Source organism: Flavobacterium sp. WC2416 (assembly GCF_041200095.1).
Taxonomy (GTDB): domain Bacteria; phylum Bacteroidota; class Bacteroidia; order Flavobacteriales; family Flavobacteriaceae; genus Flavobacterium.
Genome location: NZ_CP165626.1, coordinates 1870702 through 1889492, shown reverse-complemented (window position 1 = coordinate 1889492; position 18791 = coordinate 1870702). Strand labels below are relative to the sequence as shown.

Below are 18791 nucleotides of genomic sequence, written 5' to 3'. Positions count from 1 at the left end.
ACCACAGTAATGATTTTTATAAAAAAAGCAAATATACTACAAATACTCATGCTCTTATTGGTTTTGAGTGGCTGTAAAGAAAAGAATAAATCGGAATCAAATTCAACAGCAAACACAAAAGAGAAAGCAAGTCTTGTAATCAATTCTGGGCCAAAACTTAGTGAAAAGTATTTTGAGTCTAAAAAGAATTCTATCCTTCATTTTTACAACAAAAACTGGCCTCATAATAGTTTAAATGGGGGTTTTCTTGTGGCGAAAAATGGTCAAATTATATTTGAACGATATGAAGGTATTTCAAATCACAAAACCAAGTCAGAAATGACTAGCACAACGCCCTTGCATATCGCTTCTGTTAGTAAAGTAATAACAGCAACAGCAGTATTAAAATTAGTAAGTGCCGGAAAAATAACATTAGACCAAAAAGTAACTACCATCCTAAAAGAGTTTCCTTATCCAGATGTTACTATAAAAACGCTATTAAACCATAGAACTGGGATGCGTAATTACGCCTATTTTACAGAAAAAAAAGGAATTTGGGACCGACATAAAATTCTAAGCAATCAAGATATCTTGACTATCATGGCAACAAAAGGGATTGATTTAGAATTTAAAACCAATACTCGTTTTAGCTATTGCAATACTAATTATGCCATGTTGGCATTAATAATTGAAAAAATAACAGGTAAGCCTTACAAAGATGCCATGCAAGAAATTGTTTTCAAACCATTAGGGATGAAAGACACTTATGTTTTTGATTATGAAAAAGACAAATTGACGGCTACACCTTCTTACAGAGGGAATTTTTCATTGATTAATATGGATTATTTAGATGCGATATATGGTGATAAAAACATCTACTCTACTCCTAGAGATTTATTAAAATTTGATGATGGTCGTAATTCTGCCAGTTTTTTAGATCCAAAATTACTAAAACAAGCCTTTATAGGATATAGTAACGAACATAAAGGAACAAAAAATTATGGCTTAGGTATGCGAATGATCAATTGGCCTACAGGACAAAATTTCTATTTTCATAATGGCTGGTGGCATGGTAATACTTCTGCTTATATTACTTTACCAGAAGAAAAGGTTACAATTATTGCTTTGTCAAATAAATTCAATCGAAGTACCTATAAGGTTCGGAATTTAGCTGCACTTTTTGGAGATTATCCATTCAAACTGGATGATGATGGAAAAGAGGAATGATATTTGTAGAATAAAAAGAGTGTTTAAAATGTAATTTCAACTAGAAAAGAATACATTTGCAAACTCAAAATTATCAGCGATGGTAAAATAAAAAGGGGTCGACTGGTTTTGACAGCAAGTCGAATTGACAAGTAAGCACGTCGAGAACTGGGACAATTCTCGTTAATAAAAGGTTTCAAAACACTTACACGGCGAAGGAAACTACGCTCTTGCTGCATAATCTGAATCATAGTAAGATTAGCCTAGTTCCTATAAGATAGGAAAGCAGGATTTACCTCGAAAGCTTTGGTTTATAGCGGTCGATCAAGGTGAATCGTAAATTTAAACCTAGATTTCCATAAGCTTCGGGTGGATTTCGAACTAAAGAAGATAAGTTATGTGCGGCTGTTTCTGGCCAATCACATAATCGAAAATTCAATCAGGAAATAAGCGTGTAGAAAGCTTCTTAGTTGCTTGTTTGGACCCGAGTTCGATTCTCGGCGACTCCACAAAAAACCTTGTAAATCAATTATTTACAAGGTTTTTTTTTATTTATTCTATTTCACAACTAGGAAAATGGACAATAGGAAAGTTACAAGAGTTCGCAATGAAACATAATTCGTTGGCTTTTTTATGTAAAGTTAATGCTTCCGCAATCTTTTCTGGTTGCCTAATAGCAACTTTAGGATAAAGACGAACTTCAATAAAACGACCACTACCGTCTTCAGTAACTTCAAGTGTTGCCTCAGCAGCATCTGTATAGGAAATAACTTCTATTCCTTCTTTCCCACAAACGTACAAATACGACATCATATGGCACGAAATTATACTACTTAATAACAAGTCTTCGGGATTATACAAAGTTGGATCTCCTTTAAAAGCTTTGGCAGCTGAAACACTTAAAATAGGCTTACCTTCAATTGCGATAGTATGACTTTTACTGTACGTCTTGACTATCGAAATTTCCCGATTTAAAATCGAAGACCATGTTACTTTTGCTTTAAATAAATGTTTAAATCCCATTCTTTTTTTTATTTCAAAAGTAATTAAAACTGCCTAACAGTTTAACCACATTTAGTATACAATTACAAAATCATTTGATGCATAAATTTTGTAGTTTTACGCACCTAAATCTACAATCAAAAAGTGAAAAATAAATTACTCAATATTCCTCCAATTCCAGCTGTTCTTTTCGCTATAATAAGTGTTCAGTCTGGTGCTGCAATAGCAAAAACTCTTTTCCCTTCTATCGGTGCCGCAGGCACTGCTTCGTTAAGAATTGGTATATCAGCAATCATTCTTTTTGCTGTTTACAGACCCAATTTATTCAAAATCACTCCCAATCAATGGAAAATTGTAATTCCATATGGTTTGTCATTGGGTGCCATGAATTTAATCTTTTATCTCGCTATTGAGAGAATCCCAATTGGACTTGCAGTAACACTAGAGTTTATTGGCCCTTTAGTAGTCGCAGTAATGGGTTCAAAGCGATTATTAGATTATTTATGGGTTCTACTTGCTGCCGCAGGAATTGTTTTAATAGCACCTTGGTCTGATAATGGAATTGATCTTTTAGGTGTACTCTTTGCGCTATTGGCTGGTGCTCTTTGGGCAGCTTATATCGTTTTGGGTGGAAAAATTTCGAAAATAATGAAAGGTGGAGAAGCTGTAGCCACAGGAATGCTATTTGCTTCGATATTAATAGTTCCTTTTGGAATTTTAGGAAACGGCTTAAATAGTCTCACTCCTACTTTCCTTTATTTAGGGATAGCATTAGCTCTTTTGTCAAGTGCAATTCCTTTTACATTGGAGATGAAAGCTCTTGGTCAACTTCCTGCCAGAACATTTAGTATATTAATGAGTCTAGAACCTGCAGCAGCCTCTATTTGTGCACTTATATTTTTACAAGAGCACCTCACTTTTAATGAAGTTTTGGCCGTAATTTTTGTTGTAATAGCTTCCGTTGGATCAACAATTACTTCAAAAAAAACAACTCCTAAAATTGATTGAAATTATAAATAGTTCCATTATATGGATCTCAAGTTTACATCAAGTTAAGTGATAAAATTTATTGATCAAGTAACGCAACAGTAAAAATAATAAACTTGCCACAACCGCAAATGCCAGGATAAAACTAAAAAGATTAATAACAATATTAGGAATAAACTTCAGTTTAGGATGAGTATAATAAGGCTCACGATGTAATCTTTCGTGGAGGTTTTTATTTACTATTTTAATTTTCTTTTTGATACTGTTACCCTTTTGAGTTATTACTATAATAAATTCTAACCTTTCAAAGCTATTCCTATTTTACTCTAAATTACTCAATTAATTTAAAATAAAGGAGTTATAAAATAAAAATAAAAAAAATACTATATTTAGAGAATGAAAATAAAATTACTAACCCTGTTATTTTTAATACTTCCTCTCTTAAGTAATTCTCAAGAATATGTCGATTTGATAAATGTCAATTATGGAGAATCTGGAAACACTTCTTTTGAAAATAGTTCCGAAAACACAACTATTTCAACCTTTAGAGCTAGTACATTATTTCCTTTAGTTCTAAACGATAAATATGCAGTTATTACAGGAGCCGACTTTAATAAACAATCCTTACAACTATTTCCAAATACAGAATATAATCATTTATATACTACCCGATTAAAATTAGGAATGAAAGTAAAATATTCTGAACATTGGAGTACTACTTATGTATTTCTTCCAAAATTAGCCTCAGATTATACTAACATAGATAAAAATGATTTTTATCTTGGAGGTGCAGTGGTATTTAAATATAAGAAAAGTAATACTCTTAATTATCGTTTTGGTTTATATAGTAGTAAAGAAGCATTTGGATTGTATTTTTCCCCTTTAATTGGAATCTATTATAAAAGTCCTAATTCCCTTTTTGAATTAAACGTATCTTTCCCTGGTGATTTTGATGTGAATTATAACATTGCTAAAAACACAAAATTAGGAATTGATTATTTTGGTAATTCTGAAAGTTTTAGACTTTCGAAAGAGAAACTAAATCCAAATTATGCACAAAACAACTCTTTAGAATTTTCATCTTATTTCCAAAACAACTCGTTAAATAAAAATTTATTATTACGTCTTAAACTAGGATTATCAACCAATAATTATGAAGTTTATCCAACAGATCAAAAAATGGATTTAGGAATTTCTTCCGTGCGATTTGGAGATAATAGAACTCAAATAAACTCAAATTTATCAAGTAGTCTTTTTTTTAAGGTTGAAGCAATTTACCGTTTTTATATTGTGTCTAAATAATCTTTTTAAACCCTTTTTTTAACCAAAATATACTTTTAATATTGATCTATTTCAAAAATTAATAATTGTAATTATCTGTTCTTAATATTTTAAAAACATAAAAAAACCGTCTCATTAAAATAAACAAGACGGATTCTTGAAAATTTTCGCCATTAATTATTCAACTAATTTATAGTAAAATATTTCTGGAGCTCCTACTACTCCCGCTTCCATCATGATTTTTTTCTTAGACTCAGAAGTTATTGCTGCCTTAGCTTTTTTCAAATCAGAAATTGCAAAAACTAAGGTTACCATATTAGGATCATCAACACTACGAGCCATTCCTCTATCTATAAGCCCTTCTTCCATTCTTTTTGCTGTCCCTTCGGCATCATACACTTTGAGCCATGCATCAAAATCTTTCACTTTATGGGTGACCATTAGTCGATCCTTGATGTTTATTTTTGAATCATCATTCCGTATTACATTGTAAAAAGAAAATGTAGGAACACCCATTACACCCGCTTTTTTCATCGCATCCTTAAGACTTGGCAGTGTACTAAATTCCTTTGCTTTTTTTATGTCATTCATTTTATCAATGACAATAACCATATTTTCATTATCCATACCTCTTCCTATCACAAAATGGGTTATTCCATAACTTTGTCTGATGGAGTCATGAGCATTATAGGCTAATAACCACTTATCATAATTGGCTACTTTGTGCTTTATTACAATTACATCAAAAGGGGTGAATACTGGAATTGCCGGTGTAACAGGTTCTTCCATTTTTTTGGGCTCCTCTACTTTTTCCGTTTTATTGTTTTTACAAGAGAAAACTGTAACCATCAAAACTAATAATAAAACGGGTTTCAAAAACTTTTTAATGTGTTCCATAGTACTATATATTTTAGTTGTTTATTATATAAATATAATGAAAAATACTGATAATCAGACATTTATATTTTTAATAAATTCAAAAAACTGTGTAGTAAAAAACGTACCCAACTAAAATTTTGATAGGTAATTGTCACATATAAAGCGTATAGATTACTATTTTCAAAAAAACTTCTCCATACATTTAAACTAAGAAACCGGTTCGCTTTTTAAAACGAATCGGTTTCTTTGTTTACTCTTATTCCCTTTTTTAAAATATAAGGAACAATTATATTCTAATGAATTTAAATTATTTAGAGGCCCAACAATTATCTGAAGGTGTAGCATCCATAAAAAGTCCCCCATCAATTGTTATTGCCTTTATTTTCTTTGAGCCTTTTAGGTTAATCGTTGTCATTTTTTGATTTGCTTCCCAAATAGCTGGCGTCTCATGTATCGTTTCTTTGGTTCCATCAGTATAACTAATTACTACATCAAACGGAATTGCAAATCCACCTTCATTTTTTATTTCAACTGACTGTTTTGTGGTATTCACATTTGCAATAGCAAGATCAATATAATTATTAGTAAAAAACCAGTTATTAAAAAACCAATTTAGATCTTTACCTGAGTTCGTATTCACTGAGTTGAAATAATCCCATGGAATAGGATGTTTCCCATGCCAATCTTCCATATAAGCATGTAGCACTTTTTTAAATAATTCATCACCTAATAAATCTTTCAAAGCTAGGTAAGAAAGTGATGCCTTTCCGTATGAATTATTTCCATAACCTGCTCCTGATAGCTGTGATGACATAGAAATTATAGGTTGATCTTCTTCGGCTGATTTATCATTTATGTAGCGATTGACCCTAAACTGTTTATAAAATTTATCAGCCGCTTCTTTGCCATGTTCTGAAATTCCTATCAAATATTCTAATGTTGTAGCCCAACCTTCATCCATGAAAGCATAACGAGTTTCATTAATTCCCATATAAAAAGGAAAATAAGTATGCGCTATTTCGTGATCTTGTACTAATTGTGCAAAAACAGGATCTCCAGTTTGAGAATCATTGACCATCATTGGATATTCCATATCAGCAAATCCTTGAAAAGCAGTCATTTTTGAAAACGGATAAGGTACCCCAGGCCAGTTATTAGAAAACCATCCCAAAGCATAATTGGTGTTTTTTACTGAGTTTATAAAATCGGTTCCTTTCACATCATAAGCTGCTTGTGTGCTCACACGACGTTTGGTCTTATTATCTACAATTACACTTCCCGCATCCCATAGATAATGATTACTTAAACCAAAACACACATCCGAAATAGCATTGGCTTCAAACTTCCAAGTATTCCAATCATTTTGTAAAGTAACTTTTCCTTCTTTCATTTCCTGTTCGTTTGCAATATGAATAACTGCATCCGAAGTATACGATTCTTTTAAACGGGATGAAAATTTAGGTTGTAACACCTCTTCAGGATTTAATAGATCGCCTGTAGCATAAACAACGTAGTTTTTGGGCGCTTTGATCGAAAAACTGTAGTCATTAAAGTCATTATAAAATTCTTGACCGTCTGTATGTGGTAATCTATCCCAACCATTGTAATCATCATAAACAGATACTCTAGGATAACTATAAGCTACATAAAATGTAGTTTCATCAATTTGACCTTCACGCCCACTTTCTTTAGACAAAGGATAATTCCAATCAATATCTAACGTAGCTTTACTATTTGGTGCTAATCCTTTTTTAAGTTTAACGTTCCCAACTGTACCCCAATTTTTTGCGTTTTCATTGTAGACTTCGCCATCTATTTTAAAAGAAGTGATAGTTAATCCCGCTGATAAAAAGTCAGGACTTACCTCACCTCCTCTAGGAGCAGTAGGCTTATGCAAGTTATTCACAAAACGAATCACTAGGGTTTTCAAAGTATCCTTACTGTTGTTTTCATAAACTATACTTTCTGTACCATGAACCATTTTAGAAGTAGGATCTACACTAATTTCCATAGTATATTTTCCGCGGTTTTGCCAGTAATTATCTCCTGGTTTTCCGATTTTGGAACGAGTTCCCTTAGCATAAGCTTCTTTTATATTTCGCGGAGTGTAGAGCTCCTGAGCTGAACTATTTTGTGCAAAAAATGCAATTGTAAACAGTAGTAATAAAATTGATTTTTCTTTCATAAATAATTTTTTAAAAATAAATACTAATGTACCATTAGTAGCAATACCTTCAAGATTGTAACACAAAATAATTGAAAATAAAAAAGAATTTATTTAGGAGAATTTATACCATAAAAAAACCGCCTAATCATAAAAATTAGGCGGCTATAATGGGCACTGAATGATTTATAAAATATAATCGGTAGTGATAAAATTAGATTGATCACTATTTAATAACGCTTGTAATATTTCGTTGTTATACTCATTGTCTTTTGAAGCAACAAAGGTTCTAATCGAGAAAGAACGTAAAGCATCATGAATACTCAATGTTCCTACAGCCGAGTCTTTTCGTCCTGTAAAAGGGTAAATATCCGGTCCTCTTTGACAAGAACTGTTTAAATTGACACGACACACTAAATTGACTAAAGTATCGATTAGTGGAGCTAGTGTTTTAATGTCTTTCCCAAACAAACTTACTTGTTGTCCATAATTAGACTCTGCCATATCGTTTAATGGTTCTTGAATGTCTTTGAAGGTTAAAATAGGCACTACTGGGCCAAATTGTTCTTCGTGATACACACGCATGTCCTTATTTATTGGAAACAGAACAGCAGGAAAAATATAATTTGGAGCATGTTCTCCCCCTTTTGCGTTAATCACTTTTGCTCCTTTACTAGTTGCATCATCAATTAATTCCTGAATGTATGCTGGCTTTTCTTTTTCTGGTAATGGAGTTAATGAAACCCCTTTTTCCCATGGGTTACCAAATGGAATTGCATCCACTTTAGCAGAAAAACGTTTATTAAATTCATCAGCAATAGCTTCATGAACATATAAAATTTTCAAAGCTGTACAACGTTGTCCATTAAATGACAATGATCCCGCAATGCATTCTTGGATTGCCAAATCTAAATCGGCATCTGGTAAAATGATCGCTGGATTTTTGGCTTCCAAGCCTAAGATTAAACGTAGTCTGTTCTTATTAGGATGTTGATCCTGTAAAGCAATGGCCGATTTACTATTCCCTATCAAAGCCAACACAGCCACTTTTCCCGATTTCATAATTGGAGAAGCCACTTCACGACCTCTACCATAAACAATATTAATTACACCAGCTGGAAAGCTATTTCTAAATGCTTCCAACAAAGGAGAAATTAATAGAACTCCATGTTTTGCAGGTTTAAATACTACTGTATTTCCCATAATTAAAGCAGGGATAAGCAATGAAAAAGTTTCGTTTAAAGGATAATTATAAGGCCCAAGACACAAAACTACTCCAAGTGGTCCACGGCGTACCATGGCATTTACTCCTTGACTTTTAGTAAAACGAGCACTATTCCTATCTAATTGTTTATAGTCTTCTATAGTATCATAAATGTACTCTACAGTTCTATCAAACTCTTTTTGAGAGTCACCAAGCGTTTTTCCTATTTCCCACATCAAATATTTCACAACCGCTTCACGGGTAGTTTCCATTTGAGTTACAAAACGAGTCATACATTTAATTCGATCTGAAACTTTCATTGTAGGCCATAATCCTTGACCGTTATTGTAGGCGGCATCGGCAGCATCAACAGCTTCCAATCCTTCTTTTTCTCCCATAAATGGAATTGACCCTAATATAGTTGGCGCATATTCTTCAGTGGATGAAATAGTTGAAAATACTGGAGAAGTTTGACCTTCCCAATTTTTCAATTCTCCATTTACTAGATATGTATCTTGATTAAGAAGCTCTTTAATCTGAAATTCTTCTGGTATAAAATTCATTTTTTTGGTTTTTATTAGTAATAATTAAAAAAGAGGCCAAAGCCTCTCTAAAATTATGGCGAAACGATATCTCCGTTCCATGCCAATATTCCTCCTGTTAAATTATAGGCATTTTCAATACCTAATTCATTCATAATCTCGCAGGCTTTTGCACTTCTTGCTCCAGAACGACAATAAACATAATAGTTTTTACTTTTATCTAATGCTTCAATGTCATTAATAAAAGCTTGACCTTGATGGATGTCAATATTTATGGCATTTTCTATTATACCATCATTACATTCATCCTCAGTTCTTACGTCTAGTATCACTGCATTTTCATCCCCTTCAAGTTGAGAAATCCAATCTTGTTGTGTTAAATTCATGTTGCTCTTTTTTGTAAAAATACAATGTTTTTTGCTAACTAAAAACTAACAAAATGTGAATTAAATAATAATTCATAGAAAACGTTTTCGCGACTATTTAATAATCAGACATTTACGTAAATTACTATTTATTTTCAAAAAAAAGCCTAGTAAATCTATGGGTAAATTGAAAAAACTGCAACAGCAAATTTTAAAAAACAAAAAAAACAATCCTCTAAAAGCCTTCTCTATTCATGTTCATTTTTTAATGTACTTTTACAATAGTCAATTCAAGCCGATTCATAAAACAACTACAAAATGCACGATTCTTTAAAAAACACTTTTCCTTCTTTTTCTAATGAATTAATTCAAGAAATTGAGAAGAATGCCATACATCAGTCCTATAAGGCAGGAGACGTCATCATGCGAACAGGACAATATATTAATAATACTATTTTACTAACTAAAGGACAAATTAAGATTTATCGTGAGGGAGAAAATGGCGGGGAATTTTTCATGTATTATTTGCAACCTGGCCAAGCTTGCGCTGTATCTATGATATGTGCCACCAAAAGTCAAACCAGCCAGATCATGGCTAAAGCGATTGAAGATGTTGAACTGATTATGATACCGCTTGCACTAATGGAGAAATGGATGATGGAACACCGTAGCTGGTATGAGTTTGTTATTTTTACCTATCGCACAAGATTTGAAGAAGTATTAGAAGTAGTTGACAGTATTGCTTTTAGAGCGATGGATGAACGTTTAGAGTTTTATTTAAAAAGACATGCTGATGCATGTGGCTGTAAAGATTTAAAATTATCACATCAAGAAATTGGAACTGAACTTAATACTTCAAGAGAAGTTATTTCACGTTTGCTCAAAAAAATGGAGCAAAGAGGATTGGTAAAATTACATCGTAATCATATTGAACTTTTAACCTAAAAAAATCACTCAATGTGATAAATGTTACTGTTCACAATAAAAATACAAACCACCTTTGCAATAAAAATTCATAGATGGAAATAATTGGATATTTAGCTTCAATAATAATTGGCCTTTCTTTAGGATTAATAGGTGGTGGTGGATCTATACTTGCTGTGCCTATTTTAGTATATCTTTTTAAGGTACATCCTGAACAAGCAACTAGTTATTCCTTATTTATTGTAGGTATTACATCAATGTTTGGTTCTTACAGTCATTATAAATTAGGAAATTTAAAAATCAAATCCGCTTTAGTATTTGCAATACCTTCTATTCTTTCATTACTTATTGTTAGGAAAATTATTCTTCCCTTAATTCCTGACACCCTATTTTCAATTGATAATTTTGATGTTACAAAGAATTTATTAATCATGGTGGTGTTTGCTTTTCTTATGATTGCAACATCTATTTCAATGATAAAAAAAGCTAAAAAGTTAAAAGAAGTAGTTGAAATCAACTTTAAAATGCTAGCAATAATTGGATTCTTTGTTGGATTAATTATTGGATTTTTAGGTGCTGGAGGAGGTTTTTTAATTATTCCAGCTTTATTATTCTTTGCTAACCTACCCATGAAACAGGCCGTAGGAACTTCGCTTTTTATCATATTTATCAATTCTCTAATTGGTTTTGGTGGTGATTTATTAGGAGGAGTTGAACTTGAATATAAATTACTTTTTATTATTTCCATAATGGCCATTATTGGGCTTTTTATTGGAACACAATTATCTAAAAAAATTGATGGGGCTAAATTAAAACCTGCTTTTGGATGGTTTGTATTAGTAATGGGAATTTATATAATTACCAAAGAAATTTTATTCAAATAACACTTATGTAACATAAGTCACTGTGTATCAAAATGTATCACTGTAATATTGTTCAAACCATAATACTATTCAATCATGAAAGAACATTTTCAAATACTAATAATCGGCGGTGGTAATGCAGGACTCTCAGTTGCAGCCCAATTAATTCGTAAAAAAAGCGACTCAAATATCGGAATTATAGAACCTTCTGAAAAACATTATTATCAACCTGCTTGGACACTTGTAGGTGCAGGAATATATGATGTTGAAAAAACGGTGCGTCAAGAAAAAGATTATATTCCAAAAAACAGTACCTGGATCATAGATGCTGTAACTGAATTTTTACCAACTGAAAATAAAGTAATTTGTAAAAGCGGTAAAGAAATAAGTTATGATTTTCTAATTGTTAGCCCCGGAATTCAATTGGACTGGAATAAAATAAAAGGCCTAAAAGAAACTTTGGGCAAGAACAGCATAAGCAGTAATTATTCATTTGAATTTGCTCCTAAAACTTGGAAATTTATCGAAAATTTCAAAGGAGGAACTGCGGTATTTACGAATCCTTCAACTCCAATAAAGTGTGGTGGAGCCCCGCATAAAATCATGTATTTAGCCTGCGATTATTGGTATAAGAAAGGTATTTTAGATAAATGTGATGTTCATTATATTTCTGGTGGCGCAAGTATTTTTGGCGTACCTGAGTATGCAAAAACATTAGTAAAAACGCTAAAAAAATATAAAATTCAAACTCATTTTGGAGCCAATGTTACTGCGGTTAATGGAGAAACTAAAACGGTAGAATTTGAAACAAAAGCAACTGATGATACCATCAAGCAAAATCTCTCTACTTTGGACGCTTCTTGTTATTCTATTATACCATTTGATGCAAGTGCCGAAACTAAAAAAATCACACTAAAATTTGATTTTTGTCATGCTGTACCACCACAATCGGCTCCTGATTTTATTAAAAAAAGTCCTCTTGCCGATGCGAAAAATCCGTTGGGATTTGTAGAAGTAGATAAATACACCCTTCAACATTCTCGATTTCCCAATGTTTTTGCCCTAGGTGATTGTACAAATGCGCCTTGTAGTAAAACAGGTGCTGCTATTCGAAAACAAGCGCCGGTGGTTGTTGCCAATGTATTATCACTATTAAACAATACTACATTAGTTGCCAAATATGATGGATATAGTGCTTGCCCAATTCCTACACAATATGGAAAATTGATGCTTGCCGAATTTGATTATGACAATAAACCTAAAATGACTTTCCCATTTGACCAAGCAGTACCACGCTGGACGATGTGGAAACTTAAAACAAAAATATTGCCTTGGCTCTATTGGAATAAAATTCTAAAAGGAACCGCTTAATTCTATTCATAAAGAAAAATGCCCTTGTAATTCATTTTACAAGGGCGTTTTTATATTTAAAACATTCCATTTTATTAATGCTCTCCATAGCCAATATCATCCATTTTACCGCTGAACACTTTATATTGGATAACGAAATAAGCAATCACTAATATCAGGGCTACAACAAACCAATACACTCCCACTGATAATCCGTAATCATCTGCAGCCACATTGTAGATGGTTAATGATGGATTTAAATTATTTGTAGAGGGCAAAACATTTGGAAAAATGGAAGCAGTCGTAGACGTAAATCCGCCTACAAGAAACAGCGATGAAAAAAGAAATCCAAGTCCCTCCTTTTCAAATGATCTTACCTTAAACAAACCAAAAATTCCAATAAAAGTAAGAGTAGGAAATACCCAAAGTACTGGATTGTCTATGAAGTTATGAAATGGTTTTTGCTCTATATTATGCCAAATAAGTAGTGAAACAATCACCAAAACTAGTAGAACAAAATTAAGCTTGAATACCAGTTGTTTTAACTTTGGATTCAAATCGGAATTGGTTTTGTAAATAATCCAATTGGCTCCATGTATCATCAAAGCAACTACACTTACCACGCCTAGAAACAAAGTAAACCAATCTATAATTCCCAGTTGATCTGCTTTTGGACTAAAAGTAGGATTCCATAATGGCAAAAAGAAAAAATGAGCTTCCTGCGTAGACACACCATTTTCTACCATTCCTAAATTCACCCCACGTACTATATTACCCAATGCTACACCAAAAAATAATGCCAATAACAAACTAGCAATACCAAAGGCTTTATCCCAAACTACCTCCCACATAGGATGATGAATTTGCCCACGCAATTCTAAACCAATTGCTCTAAAAATAAGCAACCATAAAATCATCATCAATGGCAAATAAAAACCACTAAAAGAGGACGCATAAAGCGTAGGAAAAGCAAAAAACAAAACGCCTCCAGCTGCAATTAACCAAACCTCATTTGCATCCCAAAACGGACCAATCGCATTGGTAATGGCTTTTTTGTCTTTTTCTGTTTTTGCAAAAAACAAATGAATAATTCCAGCCCCAAAATCATAACCGTCCAAGACAATATACACCGCCAATATTCCCATTAAAACCACATACCAAAAGAATTCCATAGCTTATATTTTTTTTGTTTCTGGACCGTTTTTAATAATTTTCCCCACTAATAATAAGAATAGTAAACCCAAAAGTAAATATAAACCTACGAAGCCAAGTAGGGTAAACAACGTATTTCCTGAAGAAACCGTAGGCGATGCTCCTGCTGTTGTGCGTAATAAATTATATACTAACCAAGGCTGTCTTCCTAATTCAGCTGTGTACCATCCCGTTGTGTTAGCAATATAAGGGAAGGGCAACATAAAAAGCAACGACCATAAAATCCAGTGGGTTACAAAAAGTTTTTTTCTAAATAATTGAAAAACTGCAGCTGCCATTAAACCTATAAAAACGGTACCCAAACCTACCATAATATGATAGGCATAATAAAGTCCAGAAATATTAGTAGGATGTGTTTTTTCATCAAACTGATCCAATCCTTTTACCTCTGTATTCCAACTACCGTAAGTCAAAAAGCTTAAAACATTAGGTACTGCAATCTTGTTATCTAATTTTTTATCTTTTACATCAGGCTGCCCAATTAAAACAATCTCAGCTCCTTTTTTCTCTGTATGAAAAATCCCTTCCATTGCAGCAAAAGTTACAGGCTGGTATTTCACTACATTTTTTGCTAATAAATCCCCTGTAGGAACAGCAACTACTATACTAGAAATCAACCCAAAAATAATTCCTGTTTTCAAAAATAATTTTCCGTAAAATTCACTCCTTTTACTTAAAATATAAAAAGCGCCAATACTAGAAACTACAAAAGAACTTGTAACCATGGAAGCCGCTTGATTGTGCAAATAAGAAGGCCAAATCCAAGGGTTTGTAAATAAAGCACCAAAATTATTAAGTACAAATTTACCATTAGCCAAGATCTCGTAACCCACTGGATTTTGCATCCAAGAATGGGTAGCAATTATTAAAAAGCCACTGGCCCATGATCCTAAACAAATAAGCAATCCAGTGACAAAATGCCATTTGTGTCCTAATATTTTTTCGCCAAAAAGAAACATCCCTAAAAATGATGATTCTAAAAAGAAGGAAAACATTCCCTCCATTGCCAATGTTTGTCCAATAATCCCCCCTGTCAATTCAGAGAATTTAGCCCAGTTTGTACCAAATTGAAATTCCATTGGAATCCCTGTAACGACTCCCATAGCAAAATTAAGAGCAAATATTTTCATCCAAAAATGAGTGGCTTTATTGTAATGTTCCTCATTCGTTCGTAGAAATTTCCATTTAAAATAAACAATGATTAAGGAAAGTCCCATCGTTAATTGGGGAAAGAGATAGTGAAAGGTAATCGTAAATGCAAATTGCATTCGATCGTAAAAAAGCATTTCTTCCATACTGATGTTTATGTTGTAAAATACTCGCAAATTTAACCAATTAAAACCGTAGCAGCCCAACATAATATTACTTTCTCATCCGCTATTTGTTACGTTTTATGGTAAAATTATTTATTTCTAATTTTAAATTACTTTATGTAACATTAGTCACGTTTAAATACAAATACAAGAATTATCTTTGTAATAGATTAAAAAAAATATATCATGCAAATAGAACAAATATATACAGGATGTTTAGCACAAGGTGCTTATTATATAACTTCAAATGGAGAAGCCGCTATAATTGACCCTCTTCGTGAGGTACAACCTTATTTGGATCGCCTAGAACGAGATAATGTAAAATTGAAATATATTTTTGAAACCCATTTTCACGCTGATTTTGTTTCAGGACATGTTGATTTAAGTAAAAAAACAGAAGCACCTATTGTTTACGGACCTACAGCAAAACCTGAATTTAAAGCAATTATAGCTACTGATGGGCAAATTTTCGAATTGGGAGCTGTCAAAATAAAAGCATTACACACTCCTGGACATACCATGGAAAGTACAACTTATTTATTGCTAGATGAAAACGGAAAAGAACACGCTATTTTCTCTGGTGACACCTTATTTATTGGTGATGTGGGACGACCAGATTTAGCCCAAAAAGCGGCTCATATGACGCAAGAACAATTGGCTGCAACATTATATCATTCCTTGAGAGACAAAGTGATGACTTTACCTGATGATGTTATTGTTTATCCAGCACATGGTGCAGGTAGTGCTTGCGGGAAAAACATGAGTAAGGAAACGGTAGGTACGATTGGTAACCAAAAAGAAACCAATTACGCTTTACGAGCAAATATGACCGAAGCAGAATTCATCAAAGAAGTGACTGACGGTTTGCTGCCTCCTCCAGCCTATTTTGGGATGAATGTAGCCATGAATAAACAAGGATATGAAAGCTTTGAAACCGTTTTAAACAATGGTATGAGAGCCATCAAAGTTATCGATTTTGAGGCTGTTGCCGAAGATACTGGTGCCCTAATTCTAGATACTAGAAAAAATGGCGTTTTTGCAAAAGGATTTATTCCGCAATCTATAAACATTGGCATCGAAGGTGATTTTGCACCTTGGGTAGGCGCGCTAATTGCTGATGTAAAACAACCTATAATTCTAGTTACCGAAATTGGACAAGAAGAAGAATCAGTGACTCGTTTAAGCCGTGTTGGTTTTGATAATTTAATTGGTCATTTAGATGGTGGTTTTGAAGCTTGGGCAAAAGCAGGAAAAGAAATTGATACTGTCAATAGAATCACAGCAGATGAATTTGCCAAAAAAGTAAAAATTGGCGAAAGCAAGGTAATTGATATTCGAAAAGACAGCGAGTATGCTGCGGAACATGTTGACGAATCCTATAGCAAGCCATTAGTAAACATCAATGATTGGGTGAAAGATATTGATCCTAAAGAACCTTTTTTCCTTCATTGTGCTGGTGGATACCGTTCTATGATTGCAGCTTCCATTTTACAAGCAAGAGGGTTTAGAAATTTCTGTGAAATTGAAGGCGGATTTAATGCGATTGCAAAAACAAATACACCAAAAACAAATTTTGTTTGTCAAAGTAAAACCTTATAATTTATTTCAATTATATTGATTATCAAATATTTATATTGTAATTTTATAGATAACGAATGCATTTTTTAACTAATTAATATAGGATATCATGAAAAAAAATATGGGTCAAATCGATAAAATAATTAGAGGAATTATAGCGGCTGTAATTGCAATTTTATATTTCACCAATGTAATTAGCGGTACACTAGCATTAGTTTTAGGCGCATTTGCCGTTATCTTTTTAATTACCAGCTTTGTTAGCTTTTGTCCCTTATATACCCCGTTTGGAATTAATACAAGAGAAAATAAGCAATAAATAAAACCAATCAATTTTGAATACAATAAAAAACACATCCAAAAGTACCGATTCTTGTTGTGTAGTATCTTGTGATAGACCACTAGATCAAGACTATTGGGATGCACAATACAAAGCCAAAACTACGGGTTGGGATTTAGGACAAGTGTCTCCTCCAATTAAGGAGTATGTTGACACTTTAGAAAATAAAAATAGTAGTATATTAATTCCTGGTTGCGGGAACACATATGAAGCAGAATACCTATTGCAAGCCGGTTTTACCAATATTACTGTCATTGATATAGCACCAACATTAGTACAGGAGTTAAAACAAAAATTTGAAAACAATTCAAATATAAAAATCATTCAAGGTGACTTTTTTGAACATAAAGGAACGTACGATTTAATTTTAGAACAAACCTTTTTTTGTGCTTTACCACCAACGATGCGCCAAAAATACGTTTGGAAAATGCACCAGCTTTTGGCCCATAATGGCATCATAGCTGGATTATTATTCAATAGAACATTTGAGGTAAGTCCTCCTTTTGGTGGAAGTAAAGAGGAATACGAATTACTTTTTAAAAATGCGTTTGACTTTTTAAAAATGGACGTTGCTCCAAATTCGATTGCTCCCAGAGCCAATTCAGAATTGTTTATCGAATTCAAGAAAAACAATAAAGTAAAAGTAAATCTCTATGAATTCAAAGGAATAACGTGCAGTGGCTGCATGAATACCGTAACAACACAATTCAAAGATTTAAACGGAGTCGAAAACGTAAGTATGAGCACTAATTTTGCTGAAGTTTTGATCGTAAGTAAAAATGAAATACCTGTTTCTCAGTTGCAAGAAATTGTCTCTTATGATGAAAAATACAGCATTATAAAAATTTAAAAATGAAACAATTACTCTATACAAATTGGCATGCCATGCGCTGGATTCGTCTCGTAATTGGTCTTTTCTTTGTACAGCAAGCAATTCAATACCACGAAATTTTATTTGGATTTATTGCTCTCTTTTTCTTATTTCAAGCTGCATTTAATACAGGTTGTAGTCTAAATGGATGTGAAGTTTCACCCTTAAAAAAAAGTAAAAATGAATAGTAGTTTTGACAAAATTATAAATTCCGAAAAACCAATTTTAATTGATTTTTTTGCCACTTGGTGTGGGCCTTGCAAAATGCTAGGTCCTATTCTAAAAGAGGTAAAAGACGACTTAGGAGATCGTATTTCAATTATTAAAATTGATGTCGATAAAAACCAGCAAGTAGCCTCACAATATCAAGTACGTGGCGTACCTACTATGATATTGTTCCAAAACGGAAAACAATTATGGAGACAATCAGGTGTTTTACAAAAAAATGATATTATTAAAATCATTTTAGAAAAAAGCAATCAATGACAAAAAAAGCAATCATTCTCACTGTGATAGGAATAGGTATTGGTGCCATAGCTGGTTATTTATATTATTTTTTTATAGGTTGCGCATCAGGGACTTGCGCTATCACCTCCAAACCTCTCAATTCCACTTTATATGGCAGTTTGATGGGAGGATTAATATTTAATATGTTTATTAAAAATGAAAAAAAGTAATTGCGATTACTTTTTTTTTCTACCTTTGTTAACCAAGTGGTTAAACCAAAAAGTTAA

19 protein-coding genes and 1 other RNA gene are annotated in these 18791 nt (G+C 32.7%); 13 read left to right on the top strand and 7 right to left on the bottom strand.

What is annotated here, in order from left to right; translation table 11 throughout:
- Positions 1-9 precede the first annotated feature (9 nt).
- Both AB3G39_RS07985 and ssrA read left to right on the top strand, forming a co-directional pair.
- Positions 10-1206 (top strand): serine hydrolase domain-containing protein, encoded by a 1197-nt coding sequence (locus tag AB3G39_RS07985; protein WP_369764767.1) that lies wholly within the window; start codon positions 10-12, stop codon positions 1204-1206.
- A 94-nt stretch (positions 1207-1300) separates the two neighbouring features.
- Positions 1301-1697: a transfer-messenger RNA gene (gene ssrA / locus AB3G39_RS07980) on the top strand.
- A 40-nt stretch (positions 1698-1737) separates the two neighbouring features.
- Here the strand turns inward: ssrA and AB3G39_RS07975 are convergent.
- Entirely contained in the window at positions 1738-2208 is a 471-nt protein-coding gene (locus AB3G39_RS07975) for an OsmC family protein (RefSeq protein ID WP_367770859.1), read from the bottom strand.
- Positions 2209-2331: 123 nt separating this feature from the next.
- Between AB3G39_RS07975 and AB3G39_RS07970 the strand changes: the two genes are divergently transcribed.
- Positions 2332-3195, top strand: coding sequence for a DMT family transporter (locus tag AB3G39_RS07970; RefSeq protein WP_369764766.1), 864 nt, complete (start codon positions 2332-2334; stop codon positions 3193-3195).
- Positions 3196-3570: 375 nt separating this feature from the next.
- Positions 3571-4476 (top strand): DUF6268 family outer membrane beta-barrel protein, encoded by a 906-nt coding sequence (locus AB3G39_RS07965; RefSeq protein WP_369764765.1) that lies wholly within the window; start codon positions 3571-3573, stop codon positions 4474-4476.
- 156 nt (positions 4477-4632) lie between these two features.
- On the opposite strand, the gene AB3G39_RS07960 is transcribed toward AB3G39_RS07965, so the two are convergent.
- The 4 genes from AB3G39_RS07960 to AB3G39_RS07945 all read right to left on the bottom strand — a co-directional run bounded on the left by AB3G39_RS07960 (position 4633) and on the right by AB3G39_RS07945 (position 9630).
- The gene (locus tag AB3G39_RS07960) at positions 4633-5352 is read right to left on the bottom strand and encodes a hypothetical protein (RefSeq protein ID WP_369764764.1); all 720 of its coding nucleotides are present in this window, start codon (positions 5350-5352) and stop codon (positions 4633-4635) included.
- 289 nt (positions 5353-5641) lie between these two features.
- Entirely contained in the window at positions 5642-7519 is a 1878-nt protein-coding gene (locus AB3G39_RS07955) for a M1 family metallopeptidase (RefSeq protein ID WP_369764763.1), read from the bottom strand.
- A gap of 165 nt (positions 7520-7684) precedes the next feature.
- Positions 7685-9265, bottom strand: coding sequence for an NADP-dependent glyceraldehyde-3-phosphate dehydrogenase (locus tag AB3G39_RS07950; RefSeq protein WP_369764762.1), 1581 nt, complete (start codon positions 9263-9265; stop codon positions 7685-7687).
- A 53-nt stretch (positions 9266-9318) separates the two neighbouring features.
- Positions 9319-9630: a rhodanese-like domain-containing protein gene (locus AB3G39_RS07945; protein ID WP_367754028.1), complete on the bottom strand. Its 312-nt coding sequence runs from the start codon at positions 9628-9630 to the stop codon at positions 9319-9321.
- A gap of 297 nt (positions 9631-9927) precedes the next feature.
- Between AB3G39_RS07945 and AB3G39_RS07940 the strand changes: the two genes are divergently transcribed.
- From AB3G39_RS07940 to AB3G39_RS07930, 3 genes are all read left to right on the top strand, one after another.
- The gene (locus tag AB3G39_RS07940; RefSeq protein WP_367754030.1) at positions 9928-10554 is read left to right on the top strand and encodes a Crp/Fnr family transcriptional regulator; all 627 of its coding nucleotides are present in this window, start codon (positions 9928-9930) and stop codon (positions 10552-10554) included.
- A gap of 74 nt (positions 10555-10628) precedes the next feature.
- A complete protein-coding gene (locus AB3G39_RS07935; protein WP_367770875.1) occupies positions 10629-11417 on the top strand; it encodes a sulfite exporter TauE/SafE family protein in 789 nt (262 codons plus the stop codon).
- A 75-nt stretch (positions 11418-11492) separates the two neighbouring features.
- Complete coding sequence (locus AB3G39_RS07930; RefSeq protein WP_367754034.1) at positions 11493-12767, top strand: FAD/NAD(P)-binding oxidoreductase; 1275 nt, start codon at positions 11493-11495, stop codon at positions 12765-12767.
- Positions 12768-12841: 74 nt separating this feature from the next.
- Here the strand turns inward: AB3G39_RS07930 and cydB are convergent, their stop codons facing one another.
- Both cydB and AB3G39_RS07920 read right to left on the bottom strand, forming a co-directional pair.
- A complete protein-coding gene (gene cydB, locus AB3G39_RS07925) occupies positions 12842-13918 on the bottom strand; it encodes a cytochrome d ubiquinol oxidase subunit II (RefSeq protein WP_367754035.1) in 1077 nt (358 codons plus the stop codon).
- 3 nt (positions 13919-13921) lie between these two features.
- Complete coding sequence (locus AB3G39_RS07920; protein ID WP_367770884.1) at positions 13922-15253, bottom strand: cytochrome ubiquinol oxidase subunit I; 1332 nt, start codon at positions 15251-15253, stop codon at positions 13922-13924.
- Positions 15254-15457: 204 nt separating this feature from the next.
- Between AB3G39_RS07920 and AB3G39_RS07915 the strand changes: the two genes are divergently transcribed.
- The 6 genes from AB3G39_RS07915 (at position 15458) to AB3G39_RS07890 (ending at position 18734) form a co-directional block, all read left to right on the top strand.
- A complete protein-coding gene (locus tag AB3G39_RS07915) occupies positions 15458-16870 on the top strand; it encodes a rhodanese-like domain-containing protein (RefSeq protein WP_369769803.1) in 1413 nt (470 codons plus the stop codon).
- A gap of 88 nt (positions 16871-16958) precedes the next feature.
- Positions 16959-17165 (top strand): DUF2892 domain-containing protein, encoded by a 207-nt coding sequence (locus AB3G39_RS07910; RefSeq protein WP_367754041.1) that lies wholly within the window; start codon positions 16959-16961, stop codon positions 17163-17165.
- 16 nt (positions 17166-17181) lie between these two features.
- Complete coding sequence (locus tag AB3G39_RS07905) at positions 17182-18036, top strand: methyltransferase domain-containing protein (protein WP_367770888.1); 855 nt, start codon at positions 17182-17184, stop codon at positions 18034-18036.
- A gap of 2 nt (positions 18037-18038) precedes the next feature.
- Positions 18039-18245 carry a hypothetical protein gene (locus tag AB3G39_RS07900; protein WP_367754044.1) on the top strand — a complete coding sequence of 69 codons (207 nt, stop codon included), beginning with the start codon at positions 18039-18041 and terminating at the stop codon, positions 18243-18245.
- On the top strand, positions 18238-18543 hold the full coding sequence (gene trxA / locus AB3G39_RS07895) for a thioredoxin (RefSeq protein WP_367754046.1): 306 nt from the start codon (positions 18238-18240) through the stop codon (positions 18541-18543). The genes AB3G39_RS07900 and trxA overlap by 8 nt, the downstream gene beginning before the upstream one ends.
- Positions 18540-18734: a DUF6132 family protein gene (locus tag AB3G39_RS07890; RefSeq protein WP_367770890.1), complete on the top strand. Its 195-nt coding sequence runs from the start codon at positions 18540-18542 to the stop codon at positions 18732-18734. Before trxA ends, AB3G39_RS07890 begins: the two co-directional genes overlap by 4 nt.
- The last annotated feature ends 57 nt before the right edge of the window (positions 18735-18791 follow it).

Excerpts from the sequence above, each read along its gene's own strand:
- AB3G39_RS07985 (WP_369764767.1), top strand. The coding sequence starts at position 10 with ATGATTTTTATAAAAAAAGCAAATATACTACAAATACTCATGCTCTTA.
- AB3G39_RS07975 (WP_367770859.1), bottom strand. The coding sequence starts at position 2,208 with ATGGGATTTAAACATTTATTTAAAGCAAAAGTAACATGGTCTTCGATT.
- AB3G39_RS07965 (WP_369764765.1), top strand. The coding sequence starts at position 3,571 with ATGAAAATAAAATTACTAACCCTGTTATTTTTAATACTTCCTCTCTTA.
- AB3G39_RS07960 (WP_369764764.1), bottom strand. The coding sequence starts at position 5,352 with ATGGAACACATTAAAAAGTTTTTGAAACCCGTTTTATTATTAGTTTTG.
- AB3G39_RS07955 (WP_369764763.1), bottom strand. The coding sequence starts at position 7,519 with ATGAAAGAAAAATCAATTTTATTACTACTGTTTACAATTGCATTTTTT.
- AB3G39_RS07950 (WP_369764762.1), bottom strand. The coding sequence starts at position 9,265 with ATGAATTTTATACCAGAAGAATTTCAGATTAAAGAGCTTCTTAATCAA.
- AB3G39_RS07945 (WP_367754028.1), bottom strand. The coding sequence starts at position 9,630 with ATGAATTTAACACAACAAGATTGGATTTCTCAACTTGAAGGGGATGAA.
- AB3G39_RS07940 (WP_367754030.1), top strand. The coding sequence starts at position 9,928 with ATGCACGATTCTTTAAAAAACACTTTTCCTTCTTTTTCTAATGAATTA.
- AB3G39_RS07935 (WP_367770875.1), top strand. The coding sequence starts at position 10,629 with ATGGAAATAATTGGATATTTAGCTTCAATAATAATTGGCCTTTCTTTA.
- AB3G39_RS07930 (WP_367754034.1), top strand. The coding sequence starts at position 11,493 with ATGAAAGAACATTTTCAAATACTAATAATCGGCGGTGGTAATGCAGGA.
- cydB (WP_367754035.1), bottom strand. The coding sequence starts at position 13,918 with ATGGAATTCTTTTGGTATGTGGTTTTAATGGGAATATTGGCGGTGTAT.
- AB3G39_RS07920 (WP_367770884.1), bottom strand. The coding sequence starts at position 15,253 with ATGGAAGAAATGCTTTTTTACGATCGAATGCAATTTGCATTTACGATT.
- AB3G39_RS07915 (WP_369769803.1), top strand. The coding sequence starts at position 15,458 with ATGCAAATAGAACAAATATATACAGGATGTTTAGCACAAGGTGCTTAT.
- AB3G39_RS07910 (WP_367754041.1), top strand. The coding sequence starts at position 16,959 with ATGAAAAAAAATATGGGTCAAATCGATAAAATAATTAGAGGAATTATA.
- AB3G39_RS07900 (WP_367754044.1), top strand. The coding sequence starts at position 18,039 with ATGAAACAATTACTCTATACAAATTGGCATGCCATGCGCTGGATTCGT.
- trxA (WP_367754046.1), top strand. The coding sequence starts at position 18,238 with ATGAATAGTAGTTTTGACAAAATTATAAATTCCGAAAAACCAATTTTA.
- AB3G39_RS07890 (WP_367770890.1), top strand. The coding sequence starts at position 18,540 with ATGACAAAAAAAGCAATCATTCTCACTGTGATAGGAATAGGTATTGGT.